General features: G+C 70.9%; 17 protein-coding genes and 2 tRNA genes. 15 read left to right on the top strand and 4 right to left on the bottom strand.

What is annotated here, in order from left to right; genetic code table 11:
- Positions 1–3: 3 nt before the first annotated feature.
- The 3 genes from AC1DV7_RS04930 (at position 4) to AC1DV7_RS04920 (ending at position 2,449) form a co-directional block, all read left to right on the top strand.
- Positions 4–630, top strand: a complete 627-nt coding sequence (locus tag AC1DV7_RS04930) for a mycothiol-dependent nitroreductase Rv2466c family protein (RefSeq protein ID WP_477595171.1) — start codon at positions 4–6, stop codon at positions 628–630.
- 90 nt (positions 631–720) lie between these two features.
- Positions 721–1,188, top strand: coding sequence for a ribose-5-phosphate isomerase (locus AC1DV7_RS04925; RefSeq protein ID WP_477595169.1), 468 nt, complete (start codon positions 721–723; stop codon positions 1,186–1,188).
- A gap of 157 nt (positions 1,189–1,345) precedes the next feature.
- Positions 1,346–2,449 carry a PP2C family protein-serine/threonine phosphatase gene (locus AC1DV7_RS04920; RefSeq protein ID WP_477595167.1) on the top strand — a complete coding sequence of 368 codons (1,104 nt, stop codon included), beginning with the start codon at positions 1,346–1,348 and terminating at the stop codon, positions 2,447–2,449.
- 52 nt (positions 2,450–2,501) lie between these two features.
- Here AC1DV7_RS04920 and AC1DV7_RS04915 read toward each other — a convergent pair whose 3' ends face one another.
- The gene (locus tag AC1DV7_RS04915; RefSeq protein WP_477595165.1) at positions 2,502–3,008 is read right to left on the bottom strand and encodes a DUF4395 domain-containing protein; all 507 of its coding nucleotides are present in this window, start codon (positions 3,006–3,008) and stop codon (positions 2,502–2,504) included.
- Between the two features lie 183 nt (positions 3,009–3,191).
- On the opposite strand from AC1DV7_RS04915, the gene AC1DV7_RS04910 reads away from it, so the two are divergent.
- The gene (locus AC1DV7_RS04910) at positions 3,192–4,655 is read left to right on the top strand and encodes a S8 family peptidase (protein ID WP_477595163.1); all 1,464 of its coding nucleotides are present in this window, start codon (positions 3,192–3,194) and stop codon (positions 4,653–4,655) included.
- 146 nt (positions 4,656–4,801) lie between these two features.
- A complete protein-coding gene (gene trmB / locus AC1DV7_RS04905) occupies positions 4,802–5,485 on the top strand; it encodes a tRNA (guanine(46)-N(7))-methyltransferase TrmB (RefSeq protein WP_477595161.1) in 684 nt (227 codons plus the stop codon).
- Positions 5,486–5,502: 17 nt separating this feature from the next.
- On the opposite strand, the gene AC1DV7_RS04900 is transcribed toward trmB, so the two are convergent.
- Positions 5,503–5,576, bottom strand: a tRNA-Gly gene (locus tag AC1DV7_RS04900).
- An 85-nt stretch (positions 5,577–5,661) separates the two neighbouring features.
- On the opposite strand from AC1DV7_RS04900, the gene AC1DV7_RS04895 reads away from it, so the two are divergent.
- A tRNA-Pro gene (locus AC1DV7_RS04895) sits at positions 5,662–5,735 on the top strand.
- Positions 5,736–5,780: 45 nt separating this feature from the next.
- Here the strand turns inward: AC1DV7_RS04895 and AC1DV7_RS04890 are convergent.
- Positions 5,781–7,205 (bottom strand): dihydrolipoyl dehydrogenase family protein, encoded by a 1,425-nt coding sequence (locus AC1DV7_RS04890; protein ID WP_477595159.1) that lies wholly within the window; start codon positions 7,203–7,205, stop codon positions 5,781–5,783.
- Positions 7,206–7,331: 126 nt separating this feature from the next.
- Between AC1DV7_RS04890 and tig the strand changes: the two genes are divergently transcribed.
- On the top strand, positions 7,332–8,705 hold the full coding sequence (tig, locus tag AC1DV7_RS04885) for a trigger factor (RefSeq protein WP_477595157.1): 1,374 nt from the start codon (positions 7,332–7,334) through the stop codon (positions 8,703–8,705).
- Between the two features lie 126 nt (positions 8,706–8,831).
- On the top strand, positions 8,832–9,272 hold the full coding sequence (locus tag AC1DV7_RS04880; protein WP_477595155.1) for a hypothetical protein: 441 nt from the start codon (positions 8,832–8,834) through the stop codon (positions 9,270–9,272).
- Here the strand turns inward: AC1DV7_RS04880 and AC1DV7_RS04875 are convergent.
- A complete protein-coding gene (locus AC1DV7_RS04875; protein WP_477595154.1) occupies positions 9,269–10,375 on the bottom strand; it encodes a LacI family DNA-binding transcriptional regulator in 1,107 nt (368 codons plus the stop codon). The two genes, AC1DV7_RS04880 and AC1DV7_RS04875, sit on opposite strands and share 4 nt — an antisense overlap.
- A 92-nt stretch (positions 10,376–10,467) precedes the next feature.
- On the opposite strand from AC1DV7_RS04875, the gene AC1DV7_RS04870 reads away from it, so the two are divergent.
- From AC1DV7_RS04870 to AC1DV7_RS04840, 7 genes are all read left to right on the top strand, one after another.
- Positions 10,468–11,802 carry an MFS transporter gene (locus AC1DV7_RS04870; protein ID WP_477595152.1) on the top strand — a complete coding sequence of 445 codons (1,335 nt, stop codon included), beginning with the start codon at positions 10,468–10,470 and terminating at the stop codon, positions 11,800–11,802.
- Positions 11,803–11,917: 115 nt separating this feature from the next.
- Positions 11,918–12,568 carry a ClpP family protease gene (locus AC1DV7_RS04865; protein WP_477595150.1) on the top strand — a complete coding sequence of 217 codons (651 nt, stop codon included), beginning with the start codon at positions 11,918–11,920 and terminating at the stop codon, positions 12,566–12,568.
- Positions 12,569–12,579: 11 nt separating this feature from the next.
- Positions 12,580–13,254 carry an ATP-dependent Clp protease proteolytic subunit gene (locus AC1DV7_RS04860; protein ID WP_477595148.1) on the top strand — a complete coding sequence of 225 codons (675 nt, stop codon included), beginning with the start codon at positions 12,580–12,582 and terminating at the stop codon, positions 13,252–13,254.
- Between the two features lie 107 nt (positions 13,255–13,361).
- Positions 13,362–13,994, top strand: a complete 633-nt coding sequence (locus AC1DV7_RS04855; RefSeq protein ID WP_477595146.1) for a hypothetical protein — start codon at positions 13,362–13,364, stop codon at positions 13,992–13,994.
- 313 nt (positions 13,995–14,307) lie between these two features.
- Positions 14,308–15,582, top strand: coding sequence for an ATP-dependent Clp protease ATP-binding subunit ClpX (gene clpX / locus AC1DV7_RS04850; protein ID WP_477595144.1), 1,275 nt, complete (start codon positions 14,308–14,310; stop codon positions 15,580–15,582).
- A 122-nt stretch (positions 15,583–15,704) separates the two neighbouring features.
- Positions 15,705–16,736, top strand: a complete 1,032-nt coding sequence (locus tag AC1DV7_RS04845; protein ID WP_477595142.1) for a sigma-70 family RNA polymerase sigma factor — start codon at positions 15,705–15,707, stop codon at positions 16,734–16,736.
- A gap of 8 nt (positions 16,737–16,744) precedes the next feature.
- Positions 16,745–17,326: a TIGR03086 family metal-binding protein gene (locus tag AC1DV7_RS04840; protein WP_477595140.1), complete on the top strand. Its 582-nt coding sequence runs from the start codon at positions 16,745–16,747 to the stop codon at positions 17,324–17,326.
- Positions 17,327–17,330: the final 4 nt, after the last annotated feature.

The raw sequence follows: 17,330 nt of genomic DNA, 5'->3' as shown, positions 1-17,330 counted from the left end.
CGTGTGAGTGCCGACAAGGTTTCCCTGTCCCGATCGTCCGCCGAGTTCTGGTTCGACCCGCTGTGTCCGTGGGCGTGGATGACCTCCCGATGGATGATGGAGGTCGAGCAGGTCCGCGACGTCGAGGTGACCTGGTCGGTGATGAGCCTCTCGGTGCTCAACGAGGGCCGTGACCTGCCCGAGGACTACCGCTCGATGATGGACCGCGGCTGGGGCCCGGTCCGCGTGATCATCGCTGCGTCGCTGGAGTACGGCGACAAGGTCGTCAAGCCGCTCTACGACGCCATGGGCACCCTCATCCACCTCGGCGGTGAGCGGGACTACGCCACGGTGGTCGCCTCGGCGCTCGACGAGGTCGGTCTCGCGCCGGAGCTCGCCGACTTCGCCGAGAGCGACGCCCACGACACGGAGCTGCGGGCCAGCCACCAGCGGGCCATGGACCTGGTTGGCGACGACGTGGGCACGCCGGTGATCAGCGTCGACGGCGAGGCCTTCTTCGGCCCGGTCGTCTCGCCGGCGCCCCGGGGCGAGGCCGCCGGCCTGCTCTGGGACGGCTGCCTGCTCGTGTCGCGCACCCCGGGCTTCTTCGAGCTCAAGCGCAGCCGCACCGTTGGCCCTATCTTCGACTGAGCGACCCGAACCGCTGTGCAGCGCCCCGACCCACGGCCGGTGGCTGCACCGGCCGGCCCACGGCCGGTCGACACACCCTGAGGAGCACCCATGCGCGTTCACATCGGCGGCGACCACGCGGCATACGAGCTGCTCGGTGAGCTCGTCACGTTCCTGGCGGCGGAGGGTCACGAGGTGACCAACCACGGCCCGCACGACTACGACGCCGAGGACGACTACCCGGTCTTCGTCCTGCGGGCTGCCGAGGCGGTCGCCGCCGACGCGGACTCCCTGGGCGTGGTGCTCGGCGGGTCGGGCAACGGTGAGCAGATGGCGGCCAACAAGGTCAGCGGGATCCGCGCGGCCCTGTGCTACAACACCGAGCTGGCGACCTTGGCCCGCGAGCACAACAACGCCCAGGTGATCTCGATCGGAGGGCGGATGAACACCGTCGACGAGGCCAAGGCGATGGTCGCGGCGTTCCTCGCGACGCCCTTCTCGGGGGCCGCTCGGCACCAGCGCCGGATCGACATGGTCGCCGCCTACGAGCAGGACGGCACCCTGCCCCCGGCGCCCTGATCCGGGATTTGCCCGAACGGGCCGGGGTGGCCGATTAGGCTGGCAGGTACCCGCACCGTGGCAGGGACTCCTGCCTGCTCGACGGGGACAGCCAGTTCCCCCGACGCCCAACGGCCGGCACCTGCCGCACGCCATCCCCTGCCAAAGGACCTCTGACGTGGAGCTCGACCGAACGGTGTTCGCCCGCCGCTCCCTGCTGTCGCGGGTGGCGCGTGGACGGTCGCGGTGGGCGAGGTTCGAGCGAGCGAGCACCGCCGTGGGGATCATCGCGGCCGCGGCGTTCCTGTGCTGGGCGATGTGGATGTGGGAGGTCGTGCCGTTCTCGGCGTACGTCCCGGTGGCCGTGGTGGCCGGTCTGTTCCTCACCCCGCGCCTACTGCTGTTCGCCGACGTCTGCATCCTCGTCGCCGGCGCCTACACCGTCCAGGACAAGCTGCCCACCGTGCTGTCGCCGGGTGCCCTCTACAGCGCCTACGTGGTGCTGGCGATCGTCATGTTCATCATGTTCTGGGTGGCCGCCTCGCGGGCCCGGCTCGGGGTCCAGGGCAACCTCGGCGAGACGATGCTCGTCGACCTGCGCGACCGCCTGCGCACGCAGGGTGAGCTGCCCGAGATGCCGGCCGGGTGGGGCGCCGAGCTGTCCGTCCTCTCGGCGTACGGCGACTCGTTCTCTGGGGACTTCCTGGTGACCAACCGCTCCGGCGACGTGCTGGAGCTCGTGCTCGTCGACGTGTCTGGCAAAGGCATCGCCGCTGGCACCAGGTCACTGCTGCTGTCCGGCGCGTTCGGCGGCCTGCTGGGCTCGATGCCGGTCGACCGGTTCCTGCCGGCCGCCAACGACTACCTGCTGCGACAGCACTGGGACGAGGGCTTCGCCACGGCGGCCCACGCGATGATCGACCTGACGACGGGGGAGTTCAGCCTCGGTTCGGCAGGGCACCCGCCAGCCGTGCGGTTCAGCGCCGGCTCCGGCCGCTGGGAGGTCCTCGAGGGTGACGAGGGCCCGGTGCTGGGCGTGACTGAGGGGTTGGACTTCCCGCGGGCCCGCGGCGTTCTGTCGCGTGGCGATGCGCTGCTGCTCTACACCGACGGCGTCATCGAGACCCGCAACCGCGACCTGCGCGACGGCATCGACCGCATGCTCGGGACGGCCGAGGGCATGATCAGCCGGGGCTTCGAGGGCATGGCCGAGAAGATGTGCATCGCCGCGCGGGCGGGCGAGACGGACGACCGGGCGGCCGTCCTCGTCTGGCGTCGCTGACGGGCCTGGGGCGTCGCTGACGGGCCTCCGGCGTCGCTGACGGGCCTCCGGCTCAGGCCTGCGCGACGGCGGCCTGCTTGGCTGCCGCGCGCTTGGTGATGTCTGCACAGTCCACGCAGATCGACTCGGGGATCAGTCCGAGCCGCATGAGCCACCCGAACACGATGCAGCCCACGCAGATCCCGGCCAGGGACTCGAGGGCGGGGAACACCACCATCACCACCCCGATGACCACGACCGGCAGGGTCGTGCCGGCCAGCCAGAGCCCCGTCGCGGCGACGGTCAGCACCGCGCCGATGGCAGCGGCGAAGCGCTTGGGCGGTCCGGCCGTGTAGCGCGGCGCTGCCGGGACGCGCGGGMGGATCACCGTCTGGACCAGTCGGGCGATCGGGCTGGCTCCGGGCCCCCACCCCGACCGCAGGGCGAAGTCGACGGCCAGCACGGCATACAGCCACCACTGGTGGGCGACCAGGGCGGTGACCCCGAGCACGAGGACCACGCCCGCGACGAGGCGGACGGTGACGTCGTCCAGGATGGAGGGGAAGCGTGAGATGCGCATGCATGCATTATGGATTACATAAGCGTGCGTTATCTACCCGTCCCAGAACGAGCCTTCGACGCTCGCGGTCGCCGGCTGGAACCCATACCAAGTGTTGACAAAACACCCGTTGCCTCCTCCTTTGCGCCCCTGAGAGGGTCGGCGGTGGCCCGATCGGGCCGATCCCTTCGGAGGAGGACTTTCGTGAACCCACGCAGTCACCAACTCATCGCCGCCGCAGCGGTCGCCGCCTGCGGGGTGGCGGTCATCGCCACCAGCCCCGCCAGCGCCGCACCGCTGGCCAGCTCGACGTCGTTCGTCGTCGTGCAGGGCGGCACCGGCACCGACAAGGCCACGGCAGCAACGCTCGCCKCCGGTGGCACCGTCCTGCAGGCGTGGCCCCAGATCGGGGTCGTCATCGCCGAGGCCAGCGACGACACGTTCGACGACCAGACCCGTGCCGGTGCCGGGATCGTGGCTGCCGGCCCCACCCGCGCGCTCCAGGCCTTCCTTCCGCCGTCGGCAGTGGTCCCCGATGGCGCGGTCTCGGGCCCGGGCACCGGCACTGCCGGTGGCAACGACGCGACCGAGCCCCTGAACGCGAACCAGTGGGACATGCGGGCCATCAAGGCCGACCAGGCCCACCAGCTCACTGACGGGTCGCGCAACGTCACCGTCGGCGTGCTCGACTCGGGCATCGAGGCCGACCACCCCGACCTGGCCGCGAACGTCGACCCCTCGCAGTCGGTCAGCTGCATCGGCAAGGGTGGCGTGCCCAACACCAGCCCCACCGCGTGGCAGCCCACCACCTCCGACCACGGCACCCACGTCGCGGGCACGATCGCGGCCGCCCGCAACGGCGTCGGCATCGTCGGGGTGGCGCCGAACGTCAAGCTCGCCTCCGTCAAGGTCGTCGACGACGCCGGCTACATCTACCCCGAGTACGCCATCTGCGGCTTCCTGTGGGCAGCCGACAAGGGCATGCAGGTGACCAACAACAGCTACTTCATCGACCCGTACTTCCTTTGGTGCAAGGCCGACATCGGCGAGCGCGCGGTCATCACCGCCGTCGAGCGGGCGCTGAAGTACTCGGAGAAGAAGGGCGTCGCCAACGTCGCCTCCGCCGGCAACTCCGCCTGGGACCTCTCCAAGCCGATCACCGACACGGGCAGCCCGAACAACGTGCCCGCGCCCGAGGTCCGCTACACCAACCACAAGTGCTACGACATGCCCGCCGAGCTCGACAACGTCGTGACGGTCTCCGCCACGGGCCCGACGAACGTCAAGTCGTACTACTCGAACTACGGTCGTGGCGTCATCGACGTCGCCGCTCCGGGTGGTGACTCGCGGGTTCCGGCCAGCACCCCCGACCGCAACGGCCGCATCCTCTCGACCGTGACCAACGGCGGCTGGGGCTACAAGCAGGGCACCTCGATGGCCGGTCCCCACGTTGCCGGGGTCATGGCGCTCGTCCGCTCCACGGACTCGACGCTGGACGCCAAGCAGGCCATCACGACCCTCGGGCGCGAGTCCGACGGGCTGGCCTGCCCCACCTTCTACGACGCCAACCGTGACGGCGTCGACGACGCCACCTGCGAGGGTGGCGCCAAGGGTGACGGCTACTACGGCTCCGGCATGATCGACGCCCTGGACGCTGTGACGCCCTGACCTGATGACCGCGGGTCAGTCACCTGACCAGGGCACACCGGTGGCCCGGTCCCTCACGTGAGGGGCCGGGCCACCGCCGTTCCCCCACTTGAGGGGCGGGCCACCGCCGTTCCCCGGGTCCGGGGCAGCCGCCTAGGGTGGTCGGCGTGGACTCCAGCGGACACGTGCGCAGCTACAACGCACGGCGCGGGCGCCTCTCCGCGCTGACGCTGGCCCGCATGGACGAGCTCGCCCCGCGGCACGCCATCCCCGACGGCCCGCTCGACCCCGTTGCAGCGTTCGGCCGGGACGCGCCGGTCGTGCTCGAGATCGGGTGTGGTCACGGGGCCGCCGCGCTCGCCTACGCGCAGCACCACGTCGAACACGACGTGCTCGCCGTCGACGTGTTCACCCCGGCGCTGGCGCGGATGCTCGCCGAGGCGGACCGCCTCGGCCTCACGAACCTGTGGATGCACCAGGGTGATGCCGTCGCGCTGCTGACCGAGCGGGTCGCGCCGGGGTCACTGGCCGCCGTGCACCTGTTCTTCCCCGACCCGTGGCCGAAGTCGAAGCACACCAAGCGACGCTTCCTCGCGGCGCACACGCTCGACCTGGTGGCCAGCCGGCTGCGCCCGGACGGTCACCTCCTCGTGGCCACCGACCACCCCGTGTATGCCGTGCACGCCCGCGCCGAGCTCGCGGCGCACGGCCGGTTCGTGGTCACCGAGGGCGAGCGGCCGGTATGGCGCCCGCACGACGGGTTCGAGGCGAAGGGCCTGGCGGCCGGGCGCACCGTGAGCGAGTTCCGCGCCGCCCTGCGGCACGACGAGGCCCCCGCACCCGGTACGTGACCGGGGCAGGGGCCTGGTGGAGCGGGTGACGAGAATCGAACTCGCGTAGCTAGTTTGGAAGACTAGGGCTCTACCATTGAGCTACACCCGCGGTGACCGGCCGCCGTCAGGGCGTCTGGTCCGAGGCGTTAGCCTAATGCCCGCGATCGTGTGGCCAGAAATCGGCTCGCCATCGACGGGGTATGGCGCAGGTTGGTAGCGCGTCCGCTTTGGGAGCGGAAGGTCGCCGGTTCAAATCCGGCTACCCCGACTGAGGTGCTTGCGCGGGGATCCTGGGCACGACGGTGGCAACGGCCTACAGGCCGTACTTCTCCAGCACCCTCAGCCAGATCTCGCTCATCGTCGGGTACGACGGGACAGCGTGCCACAGCCGGTCCAGGGGAACTCGTGCCACGACTGCCAGCGTCGCGACGTGGAGCAGCTCGGCGACGTCCTGCCCGACGAGCGTGGCCCCGACGAGGACCCTTGCGTCCTCGTTGACGACGATCCGCAGCTGGCCCTGGTATCCCTCCGCCTGGAGCCCCGAGCCGGCCGCCGCATCCATCGGCACGTCGACGACCCGGACGCGCAGGCCGCGGTCCTGCGCCTGCTCGGCCGTGAGCCCGACGCTGCTCACCTCCGGGTCCGTGAAGACGACCTGGGGCGAGCCGAGGTCGGTCGCGAAGGGAACCGTGAGGCGCTCGTCGGGCTCGCGCCCTGCGGCGCGGGCGCCGACGAGGTCGCCCACGGCGCGAGCCTGGTACTTGCCCATGTGCGTGAGCAGCGCGATCCCGTTGACGTCTCCGACGGCATACAGCCAGGGCTGGTCCCCGGGCACCCCGGCGACCTGCATGCGCTCGTCAACCACGACGAACCCGTCCTCGTCCGTCTCGGCGCCCACGGAGTCGAGCCCGAGCCCGTCGGTCGCGGGCACGCGGCCCGTGGCCACGAGGACCTCGTCGGCCACCAGCGTGGTGCCGTCGTCGAGCTCGAGGGTGACCTCGCCGGTGGGTCCGAGGCGGCTCACCGCCGTGGCGGACACCTCGAGGCGCAGGTCGACCCCGTCGCGGCGCAAGGCGTCGGCCACGGCCTCGCCCGCGAAGGGCTCGGAGCGACGCAGCAGCCGACTCGAGCGGGCCAGGACGGTCACCGCCGAGCCCAGCGCGGCGTAGACCTGGGCCAGCTCGCACGCCGCGACCCCGCCACCGATCACCGCGAGGCGGTCGGGAACCCGCCGGGAGGTCGTGGCCTCCCGGTTGGTCCACGGGTTCGCGTCGCGCAGTCCCGGCACGTCCGGCACGAGCGGGACCGAGCCGGTCGCGAGGACCACGGCCTGCCGCGCCCTGAGGGTGCGGTCGCCCACCTCCACGACCCGCGCCCCGGCGAGTCGGGCGTCGCCCCGCACCAGGGTGATGCCGACGTGGTCCAGCCAGCCCACCTGTCCGCCGTCGTCGAACCGGTCGCTGGTGCCGATCCGGTTGACCCACGCGTCACGGCGCGCCAGGACCCCGGCAGGGTCGAGGTGGGCGCCCTCGGACCCCTGCACCCGCTGGGACGCCCTGGTCGCGTGGATCGGGCGGAGCAGGGCCTTGCTGGGGGAGCAGGCATAGAAGCTGCACTCCCCGCCCACCAGGTGCTTCTCCACGAGGGCGACCGTGAGCCCCGCCTTGTGGGCCCGGTCGGCGGCGTTCTCACCCACCGGGCCACCACCCACCACGATGACGTCGAACTCGTCGCTCATGTCGTGACCATATGCGGCATTCGGCGTCAGCGCGGGCTGCGGCTACGATGACTGACTGGCCCGCCCGCCCAGCGCGCGACGCCGAGGCCAGCAGACCGACCCCCCACGATTTCGGAGAACCACGCAGTGAAGAGTGCCGTCGAGACCCTCAACCCGACCCGGGTCAAGCTGACCGTCGAGGTCCCGTTCGAGGAGCTCAAGCCGAGCCTCGACGCGGCGTACGCGACCATCGGCTCGCAGATCCAGGTGCCCGGCTTCCGCAAGGGCAAGGTCCCGAGCCGGATCATCGACCAGCGGGTCGGCCGGGGCGCCGTGCTGCAGGAAGCCGTCAACGAGGCCCTCCCGCAGTTCTACGGCCAGGCCGTCGAGGACAACAAGGTGCGCCCGATCGGCCAGCCCGAGGTCGACGTGACCGAGGTGCCGGCCGAGGACGGCCAGGACCTCAAGTTCACCGTCGAGGTCGACGTCCGTCCCGAGGTCACGCTGCCCGAGGACTGGAGCGGCATCACCGTCGAGGTCGACGAGGCCAAGGCCTCGCACGAGGACGTCGAGGAGCGGCTCATCTCGCTCCAGGAGCGGTTCGGCACCCTCAAGGGCGTCGAGCGCGCGGTCGAGAACGGCGACTTCGTCTCCATCGACCTCGACGCCAGCATCGGCGACGAGGAGATCGACTCGGTCAAGGGCATCTCCTACGAGGTCGGGTCGGGCAACATGCTCGACGGTCTCGACGAGGCCCTCGTCGGCATGACCGCCGACGAGACCAAGAGCTTCACCGCACCCCTGGCGGGCGGCGACCGCGAGGGCGAGGACGCCGACGTCACCGTCACCGTCCAGTCCGTCAAGGTTCGCGAGCTCCCGGCTCTCGATGACGACTTCGCCCAGCTGGCCTCCGAGTTCGACACCCTCAAGGAGCTGCGCGAGGACGTCACCAAGCAGGCCGAGCGCGCCAAGAAGTTCGAGCAGGGCGTCCAGGCCCGCGACAAGGTGCTCGAGCACCTGCTCGACACCGTCGAGATCCCCGTGCCCGACGGCGTCGTCGAGGCCGAGGTCAACGCGCACCTCGAGGGAGAGGACCGCCTCGAGGACGCCGAGCACCGCGCCGAGGTCGACGAGTCCACCCGCAAGGCGCTCAAGGCCCAGTTCCTCCTCGACGCGATCGCCGAGCGCGAGCAGGTCCAGGTCGAGCAACCCGAGCTCATCGAGTACCTCGTGATGTCGGCCCAGCAGTACGGCATGGACCCGAACCAGTTCGCCCAGGCCATCGACCAGCAGGGCCAGGTCCCGGCGATGTACGCCGAGGTCGCCCGTCGCAAGGCGCTGGCCGCTGTCCTCGAGAAGGCCACCGTCGTCGACACCGCGGGCCAGAAGGTCGACCTCAACGAGGTCACCTCGACCGATGTCGCCTCGCAGCTCTTCGAGGGTGGTCACGAGGGCCACGACCACGCCGGCCACGACCACGACCACGACCACGGCGACCACGAGGGCCACGACCACGCCTGAGGTCACCTGACCGGACGCCGGCCGCGCAGCGGCCCGCCGATTGACGTATGCCGTGCCCCCACCCGGGAGCACGGCATACGTCATTTGGATGACGCGCGAACGAGGCCGTGACCGGACCATTGCGGCATGGACAAGGCGGGGTTCCACAGGTTGCGCCTGGCCGCGCAGGAGAATGCGCGCCCGGCGGGGGAGCTGCAGGCGATGGCGCTGCAGCGTGACTTCGACCAGGCGCTGTCGGGGAGCGGGCTCTTCGAGCGGGTCGAGATGGGTCGGACCGACGACCCCAACCAGATGGTGATCGGGCTGTGCCGGTGTGCGGAGCAGATCATGCCGTGGGAGGCCGGGATGGGCCTGGAACGGCTCTGGCGCTCCATCACGGGATCCTTCGTGTGGGAGGCGCACTCGGTGGAGTGCACGGACTCGATGATGGAGTTCGAGGGAGCCGTGACGGTCGGGGACCAGGGGCACTACGTGACCGTCCACGTGGTCGCCGAGGCCGCCGTGGTCGAGGACGTCGCCACCACCGAGCATGCGGGCGACGCCGGCCGGCTGCCCGCCGACGTCTAGCCCCGCGTCGACCCAGCGGCTGCAGCCGGTCCCACGTCCACCGGGGCCGGGGGAGCCGTGGTGCTGCCCACCCTGAGCGTGGTGGGGGCCACTTCGTCGTCCGGTCGCTCGCCGTCCAGCAGGCGCCGGGCAAGCTCACCCAGTCGCCGGCCCTTGGCCTCACCGTGCTGGTCCATCGTGGTCAGCCGCCCGGCGAACCACGGCAGCTCCACCCCGTCGAACCCGGTCACGCTGACGTCCTCGGGCACCCGCAGCCCCAGCTCGGTGGCCGCGCGCACGACACCCACCGCCAGCAGGTCGGACTGGGCGACGACGGCCGTCGGCCGGGCGGCCCGTTCCAGCAGCGCCCGGGCCGCGCGGGCACCCTGTTCGACGTCCGGCAGCGCAGTGGCCGCGAACAGCTGGTGCGACCCGAAGACGTCGATGAACCCGTGCGCGCGGTCCAGGCTGTCGAGGAACGTGGCACGGTCGAGCTCCTCTGGACCCACGACCCCCGTCGGGCTGCCGTGCCGCAGCGGCATCATCAGGTGCGCGACCCGGCGGTGGCCGAGGTCGCGCAGGTGCGTGGCGAGGGCCGCCGTGGCCCCGCGGTTGTCCAGGCTCAGCTGCACGACGCGCGGGTCCGTGGGGGAGCCGTCGCCCAGCATCGGTATGCCGCGGGCCGCCAGGTGCTCGACCGCCGGGTTGGTGGCGGGTCCGCACAGCGAGAAGATCACCGCGTCGAGCGCGGTGGCGGACAGCTGGGTGATGATCCGCTCCGGGTGTCCCGGCGGCTGGGCGATCAGCAACATCCCCGCGGGGACCTCGTCAAGCACCTGCGAGAGACCGTCGAGGACGCTCACGGCGAACGGGTCGCGGAACGCGTGCAGCAGGCGCCCCTCCACGACGACCCCGACCACGCCCGACCGTCCCTGGCGCAGCGAGGAGGCCAGCGGGTCGGGCCCGGCATACCCCAGTCGTTCCGCTGCGGCCCGCACCCGCGCCACGGTCTCGGCCGCCACCGGTCCCTTGCCGCTGAACGCGAGCGAGGCCGTCGAGGTCGAGACGCCGGCCGCCTGCGCGACGGCGCGCAGGGTGGGGCGAGGTTGACGAGTGGTGGTCACGGGGGACAGACTATCGAATCGATTCGATCGAAACGATTCGATAGCGTGAACCGTACCCTTCCCACCCGCGCCGCTTCCCAGTGAGACCTCCTGTGACCCAGACCGCCGCCCCCGACCAGACCCGCGTCCGCACCGCCCGCACCGCGGTGTTCGTGATCTTCGCCCTGGCCGGGGTGATCTTCTCCTCGTTCGCCTCGCGGATCGCCGACAGCAAGGCCGAGCTCGGCCTGAGTGCCGGCGAGCTCGGCCTCACCCTGTTCGCCGCGTCCTGCGGCTCGGTCCTGGCCCTGCCGTTCGCCGGCAGGGTCGCCGACCGGATCGGTGCCGCCCGCACGGTCGTGACCGGCATGGTGGTCGGTGGTGTCGGGCTGGTCGTCGTCGGGCTCGCCGTGGACGTCGCGCGCTCGCGGCCCGTCATGGCCGTGGGGCTGTTCTTCCTCGGCATGGGCGTCGGTCTCTGGGACGTGGCGATGAACCTCGAGGGCGCGACCGTCGAGCGGTTGCTCGGCAAGACCGTCATGCCGCACTTCCACGCGGCCTTCTCCGCGGGCACCGTCTTGGCGGCCCTGGTCGGCTCGCTCATGTCGTGGGCCAGCGTCCCGCTGGTGCCGCACTTCATCGGGGCCCTGCTGCTCACCGGGACACTCGGGTGGTGGGGCGTGCGCGCGTTCCTGCCCCGCACCACCGAGCACGACGTCCCCGCCGGCGCCGACGACACCCCGGCACCGGGTGCCACGGTCGCCAAGCCGCGTTCGGCCTGGCTCGAGCCGCGCACCCTGATGATCGGGCTCGTGGTGCTCGCCGCGGCGTTCACCGAGGGCACCGCCAACGACTGGATCGCCGTGGCCTTCGTCGAGGGACACGACGTGCCCGCCTGGGCCGGCGTGCTGGCGTTCGCGGTGTTCCTCTCCTTCATGACGCTCGGGCGGATCCTCGGCACCGGTCTGCTCGACCGGTACGGCCGGGTCCCGGTGCTGCGGATCACGTTCGTGATGGCCGCGGTCGGCTCGGTGCTCGTCATCTTCGGCAACCCGGTGCTGGCCTACGTCGGCACGGCGATCTGGGGTGTCGGTGCCTCGCTGGGCTTCCCCGTGGGGATCAGCGCCTCGGCCGACGACCCGGCCCGGGCCGGCGCGCGGATGTCGGTCGTGGCAACCATCGGCTACACGGCGTTCATCGCGGGCCCGCCGCTGCTGGGGTTCCTCGGCGACCACTTCACGGTGCTGCGCTCCCTCATGGCGGTCACCGCCATGGTCTTCCTCGCGATGCTGGTCATTCCCGCGACCCGGGAGCCGCAGGGGGGAGCCCGGCCATCCGGACAGGGTGAGCCTCAGGGAGAGTCGCTGGGCGAGTCGCTGGGCGAGTCGCTGGGCGAGTCGCGGGGCGACCAGCACCGAGCGCCGGAGCCGCAGCGTCCGCTCGGTTGAGCCGTGTCCGCTCAAGCCGTGTGCGCTCAGGGCGAACACGGCGTGATTCGGGGACTGTGGGTCACCACGTGCGCGTTAGGGTCACTGACAAGCACGAACCTCTAGTGATGGAGACATGGTGAGCAGCGCCGAGACACGAACGATCGTCGCCGCGGGCGAGGGCCCGCAGGGCGGTCTGGACGACCACATCTACAACCGCCTGCTCAAGGAGCGGATCATCTTCCTCGGGTCGGACGTCCGCGACGACAACGCGAACGCCATCTGCGCCCAGCTGCTGCTGCTCGCGGCCGAGGACCCCGGCAAGGACATCTGGCTCTACATCAACAGCCCGGGCGGCTCGATCTCCGCGGGGATGGCGATCTACGACACGATGAAGTGGATCCCCAACGACGTCGCGACGGTCGCGATGGGCATGGCCGCGTCGATGGGCCAGTTCCTGCTCTCCGCCGGCACCCACGGCAAGCGCTACGCCACGCCGCACGCCCGCGTGATGATGCACCAGCCGTCCGGTGGGATCGGTGGCACCGCCTCCGACATCAAGATCCAGGCCGAGCAGATGCTCTACGTCAAGAAGCAGATGGCCGAGCTGATCGCCGAGCACACGGGTCAGACCAAGGAGCAGATCGAGGAGGACTCCGACCGCGACCGCTGGTTCAGCGCCGAGGAGGCCAAGGCCTACGGCTTCGTGGACCACGTGTTCAGCAGCGCAGCCCAGGCAGGCGGCCGCAGCGCCACCGACGACAACCCGGTCACCGGGGACAAGTGAGGGACGCAGACATGAACTACAACACCAACCCCGCCATGCACGGCGGCCTGCACGTCCCTTCGTACGCGCAGCCCTCGAGCCGCTACATCCTGCCCCAGTTCGAGGAGCGCACCTCCTACGGCATGAAGCGGCTCGACCCCTACACCAAGCTGTTCGAGGACCGCATCATCTTCCTCGGCGTGCAGGTGGACGACGCCTCGGCCGACGACGTGATCGCGCAGCTGATCGTGCTCGAGTCCCAGGACCCCGACCGCGACATCCTGATGTACATCAACAGCCCCGGCGGCTCGTTCACGGCCATGACGGCGATCTTCGACACCATGCAGTACATCCGCCCCGACGTGCAGACGTTCGTGGTCGGCCAGGCGGCCTCGGCGGCCGCCGTGCTGCTGAGCGCCGGTGCCAAGGGCAAGCGATTCGCCCTGCCGAACGCCCGGATCCTCATCCACCAGCCCGCGCTGGCGGGTGGCGACTACGGCCAGGCGTCCGACATCGAGATCCAGGCCAACGAGGTCCTGCGCATGCGCACCTGGCTCGAGGAGACCTGGGCCGAGCACTCGGGCCGCACGCCCGAGCAGGTCCGCAAGGACATCGAGCGCGACAAGATCCTCTCGGCCGCCGAGGCCAAGGAGTACGGCCTCATCGACGAGGTGCTGGCCTCGCGCAAGGCCTCCAACGACGACTGACGCGCCGACGGGGCTCGTCCCCGCCACTCCCGGTCGGTATGCCGCCCGCTCACCTCGAGCGGGCGGCATACCTGTCTGAGGGGTGCCGGGAACGGCACACTGGTGGGGTGCGTCCCACCGCCATGAAGCGAGTCCTGCTGGTGGTCGTCGCCGTCGTCGCCGCACTGCTCGTCGTGCCCGGTGGCGCCGCCATGGCCTGCTCCTGCGTGGGCCTGACCCCGGCCCAGTCGGTCGCCGGTGCCGACGTCGTGGTGCAGGGGACCGTCTCCGACGTCGACCTGCCCTCGCGGCTGTCGTCCAGCGCCGACGCCGCCGTCTACACGGTGAGGGTCGCCCGGGTCTTCAAGGGCGAGGCGGCGGGGACGACGTTCGTCCAGTCGGCTGCGTCCGGGGCGAGCTGCGGGCTCGAGGGGGTCGAGCCGGGGCGGGAGTACGTCCTGTTCGCCCAGGAGAAGGACGGCGAGCTGTGGTCCGGGCTGTGTGGCGGCTCCGGCCCGGCGACCACCGACCTCGTGGCCGACGTGCAGCGCGTGGCCGGCCAGGGGGCTGCACCCCGTGCCGCGCCTGCGACCCAGGATGCCAACCCCCCTGACGGGCCGACCCGCGAGCTGCCCGGGGAGCGCAACCCGTCAGCGGGCGACACCGCGTGGCTGGTGCCACTGGTCGGGGGGTCGGTGCTCGCGCTGGTGCTGGGCGCAGGCCTCGTCCTGGTCCTCGTGCGTGGCCGCCGACGCTCCTAGAGGCCCGTCGCAGCGGTGGGTCTTTGGAGGGTTGCCGGGGTCCAGACCCCGACAACCCTCCAAAGACCCCTTGACGGCGGTCGGGGAGGCAGGGTCAGGCCCGCGCCGAGTGGCCATAGTGGCAGCACATCGGGCACGTGCCGGTCCCTCTGCACGTCCTGTCCGCCCTCAGCGGACAAGGGCGACTTCGGCGCGACGCGGGCGATTCAATGGAGAGAATGGTGGGGTCCGGCGGGTACCGTCGGACCGTTGATCCACCACTGCAAGTGCATCCCCGTGGGCACCGACCCACACAAGGTTCGGAGGACGTCGCGTGGCACGCATGGGAGAGAGCGGCGACCTGCTGAAGTGCTCGTTCTGCGGAAAGAGCCAGAAGCAGGTCAAGAAGCTCATCGCCGGCCCCGGTGTCTACATCTGCGACGAGTGCATCGACCTGTGCAACGAGATCATCGAGGAGGAGCTCGCCGAGTCCTCCGAGCTGGGCCTCGACGAGCTGCCCAAGCCGAAGGAGATCTTCGACTTCCTCGAGAACTACGTGGTCGGCCAGGACGTCGCCAAGCGCTCGCTGGCCGTCGCGGTCTACAACCACTACAAGCGGATCCAGGCGGGCGAGGCCGGCGGCAAGAAGGACGCCGAGTCGGTCGACATCGCCAAGTCCAACATCCTGCTGATCGGCCCCACGGGCTGTGGCAAGACCTACCTCGCCCAGACGCTGGCGCGCATGCTCAACGTCCCGTTCGCCATCGCCGACGCGACGGCGCTGACCGAGGCCGGCTACGTCGGCGAGGACGTCGAGAACATCCTGCTCAAGCTGATCCAGGCCGCTGACTACGACGTCAAGAAGGCCGAGACGGGCATCATCTACATCGACGAGGTCGACAAGATCGCCCGCAAGTCCGAGAACCCCAGCATCACCCGCGACGTGTCCGGTGAGGGTGTCCAGCAGGCCCTGCTCAAGATCCTCGAGGGCACGACGGCCAGCGTCCCGCCGCAGGGTGGCCGCAAGCACCCCCACCAGGAGTTCATCCAGATCGACACGACGAACGTCCTGTTCATCGTGGGTGGGGCGTTCGCCGGCCTCGAGAAGCTCATCGAGTCGCGCAACGGCAAGAAGGGCCTGGGCTTCGGCTCCGAGCTGCACACGCCCAAGGACCTCGCCGAGTCGATCCACGAGGTCATGCCCGAGGACCTCATGAAGTTCGGCCTCATCCCCGAGTTCATCGGCCGGCTCCCCGTCATCACGACGGTCAGCCCGCTCGACCAGTCCGCCCTCGTGACGATCCTGTCCCAGCCGCGCAACGCGTTGGTCAAGCAGTACAAGAAGATGTTCGAGATCGACAACGTCGAGCTCGAGTTCACCGACGACGCCCTCGAGGCCATCGCCGACCAGGCCCTCAAGCGCGGCACGGGCGCCCGTGGCCTGCGCGCGATCATGGAGGAGGTGCTCATGCCAGTGATGTTCGACGTCCCCAGCGACGAGGGCATCTCCCGCGTGGTCGTCAGCCGCGAGGTCGTCCTCGACAACGTGCTGCCGACGATCGTCCGTCGCGACGAGGAGCCCAAGCGCACGCGCAAGCGCTCCGCCTGACCGGTCGTCCGCAGGACCGATGAGTTTTCGGTCCTGAAGGAGTCGGTACACACAGGCACTCCCTGGTGCCTACGCTGAGAGGCGTCGACCGAGCCCGCGGGCCCGACCAGGAGGCAGACTGCATGTCCGAGGTGACCGAGCGCGTCGCGACCAGCACGACCCCGCAGGCCCCCGCGGTGGAGGGCTTCCCCGAGCTGTCCGACGCCTACCGTCGTGAGCTCACGGCGCACTGCTACCGCATGACCGGCTCGATCCACGACGCCGAGGACCTCGTCCAGGAGACCTACATCCGGGCCTGGCGTGGCTACGCCGCGTTCGAGGGGCGGTCCTCGGTGCGCACCTGGCTGTACCGCATCGCCACGAACGTCTGCCTCACCTCCCTGGAGGGCAAGGACCGGCGACCGCTGCCGACCGGCTTGGGCGCCCCGTCGAGCGACGCCGGTGACCAGCTGGCCCAGTCGGCCGAGGTCTCGTGGCTCGAGCCCGCGCCGGACCCGCTCGTCGGCGCCGACGCCAGCGACCCGGCGACGATCGTCGCCGAGCGGGACAGCATCCGGCTCGCGTTCGTCGCGGCCCTGCAGCACCTGCCCGCGCGGCAACGAGCCGTCCTCATCCTGCGCGACGTCCTGCGGTGGAGGGCCAGCGAGGTCGCCGAGGCGCTCGAGACCAGCGAGGCGGCCGTCAACAGCGCGCTCCAGCGGGCGCACGCCCAGCTCGCCAAGGCCGACGTGACCGCCGACACCGTCGAGGACGACCTCGACGAGCACCAGCGCGCCCTACTGGACCGCTACGTGCAGGCGTTCTGGGACAAGGACATCAGTGCGATCGTCAGCATGCTGACCCGTGATGCCGTGTGGGAGATGCCGCCGTTCACCGGCTGGTACACCGGTGCCGAGAACATCGGGCGGCTCATCGACACCCAGTGCCCCGGCGGGGTTCACGACATGCCGATGCTGGCGACCAGCGCCAACGGCCAGCCTGCCTTCGGGCTCTACATGCGTCAGCCGGACGGCACGTTCACGCCCTTCCACCTCCAGGTCCTGTCCATCCGAGGCGGCCTCGTCGCCCACGTCGCCGCGTTCTTCGAACCCTCGTTGTTCGAGACCTTCGGCCTGCCGGCGTCGCTGCCGGCGGACCACCCCGTTCCTTCGTGAGGCTGACGGTGAACACCGCGACCGGACCGAGCCGGCCGCCCACCGCCCTCGAGCTGCTCGAGCGCGCGATCGCGTACACCAGGGGGAGCCTGCTCCTGGTGACCGAGGCAGACCTCGACCGCCCGACCCCGTGCCGCGAGTGGAGCCTGCTCGACCTGCTGCGCCACATGGACGACTCGCTCCTGGCGTTCGCCGAGGCGGCGCAGGCCCGCACGCTCTCGCTCGTGCGCGCCGACAACGACGCGGTGGGCAGCGAGCTCATCGACACGATCTCCCGCCGGGCTTGCGGACTGCTGTCGCACTGGCACCCCGAACCGGTGGGCGGGGTGGCCGTGGGTGCGTTCACCGTCCCCCGCGAGCTGCTCGGGGCTGCCGGGGCCCTCGAGATCACCGTGCACGGCTGGGACGTCGCGACCGCGGTGGGAGTGGATCGCCCGATCCCTCCCGGGCTGGCGATGGACCTGTGGCCCGTGGCGCGTGACCACGTCACCGACGACGACCGGCCTGAGCCGTTCGGGCCGGCCCTCGTGGTGCCCGACTGGGCCAGCCCTCAGGAACGGCTGCTGGCCCACGCCGGGCGCCGCGCCTGAGACG

It is taken from the genome of Pedococcus sp. P2_E4, assembly GCF_056403935.1.
This window is presented reverse-complemented; position numbering and strand designations above follow the sequence as displayed.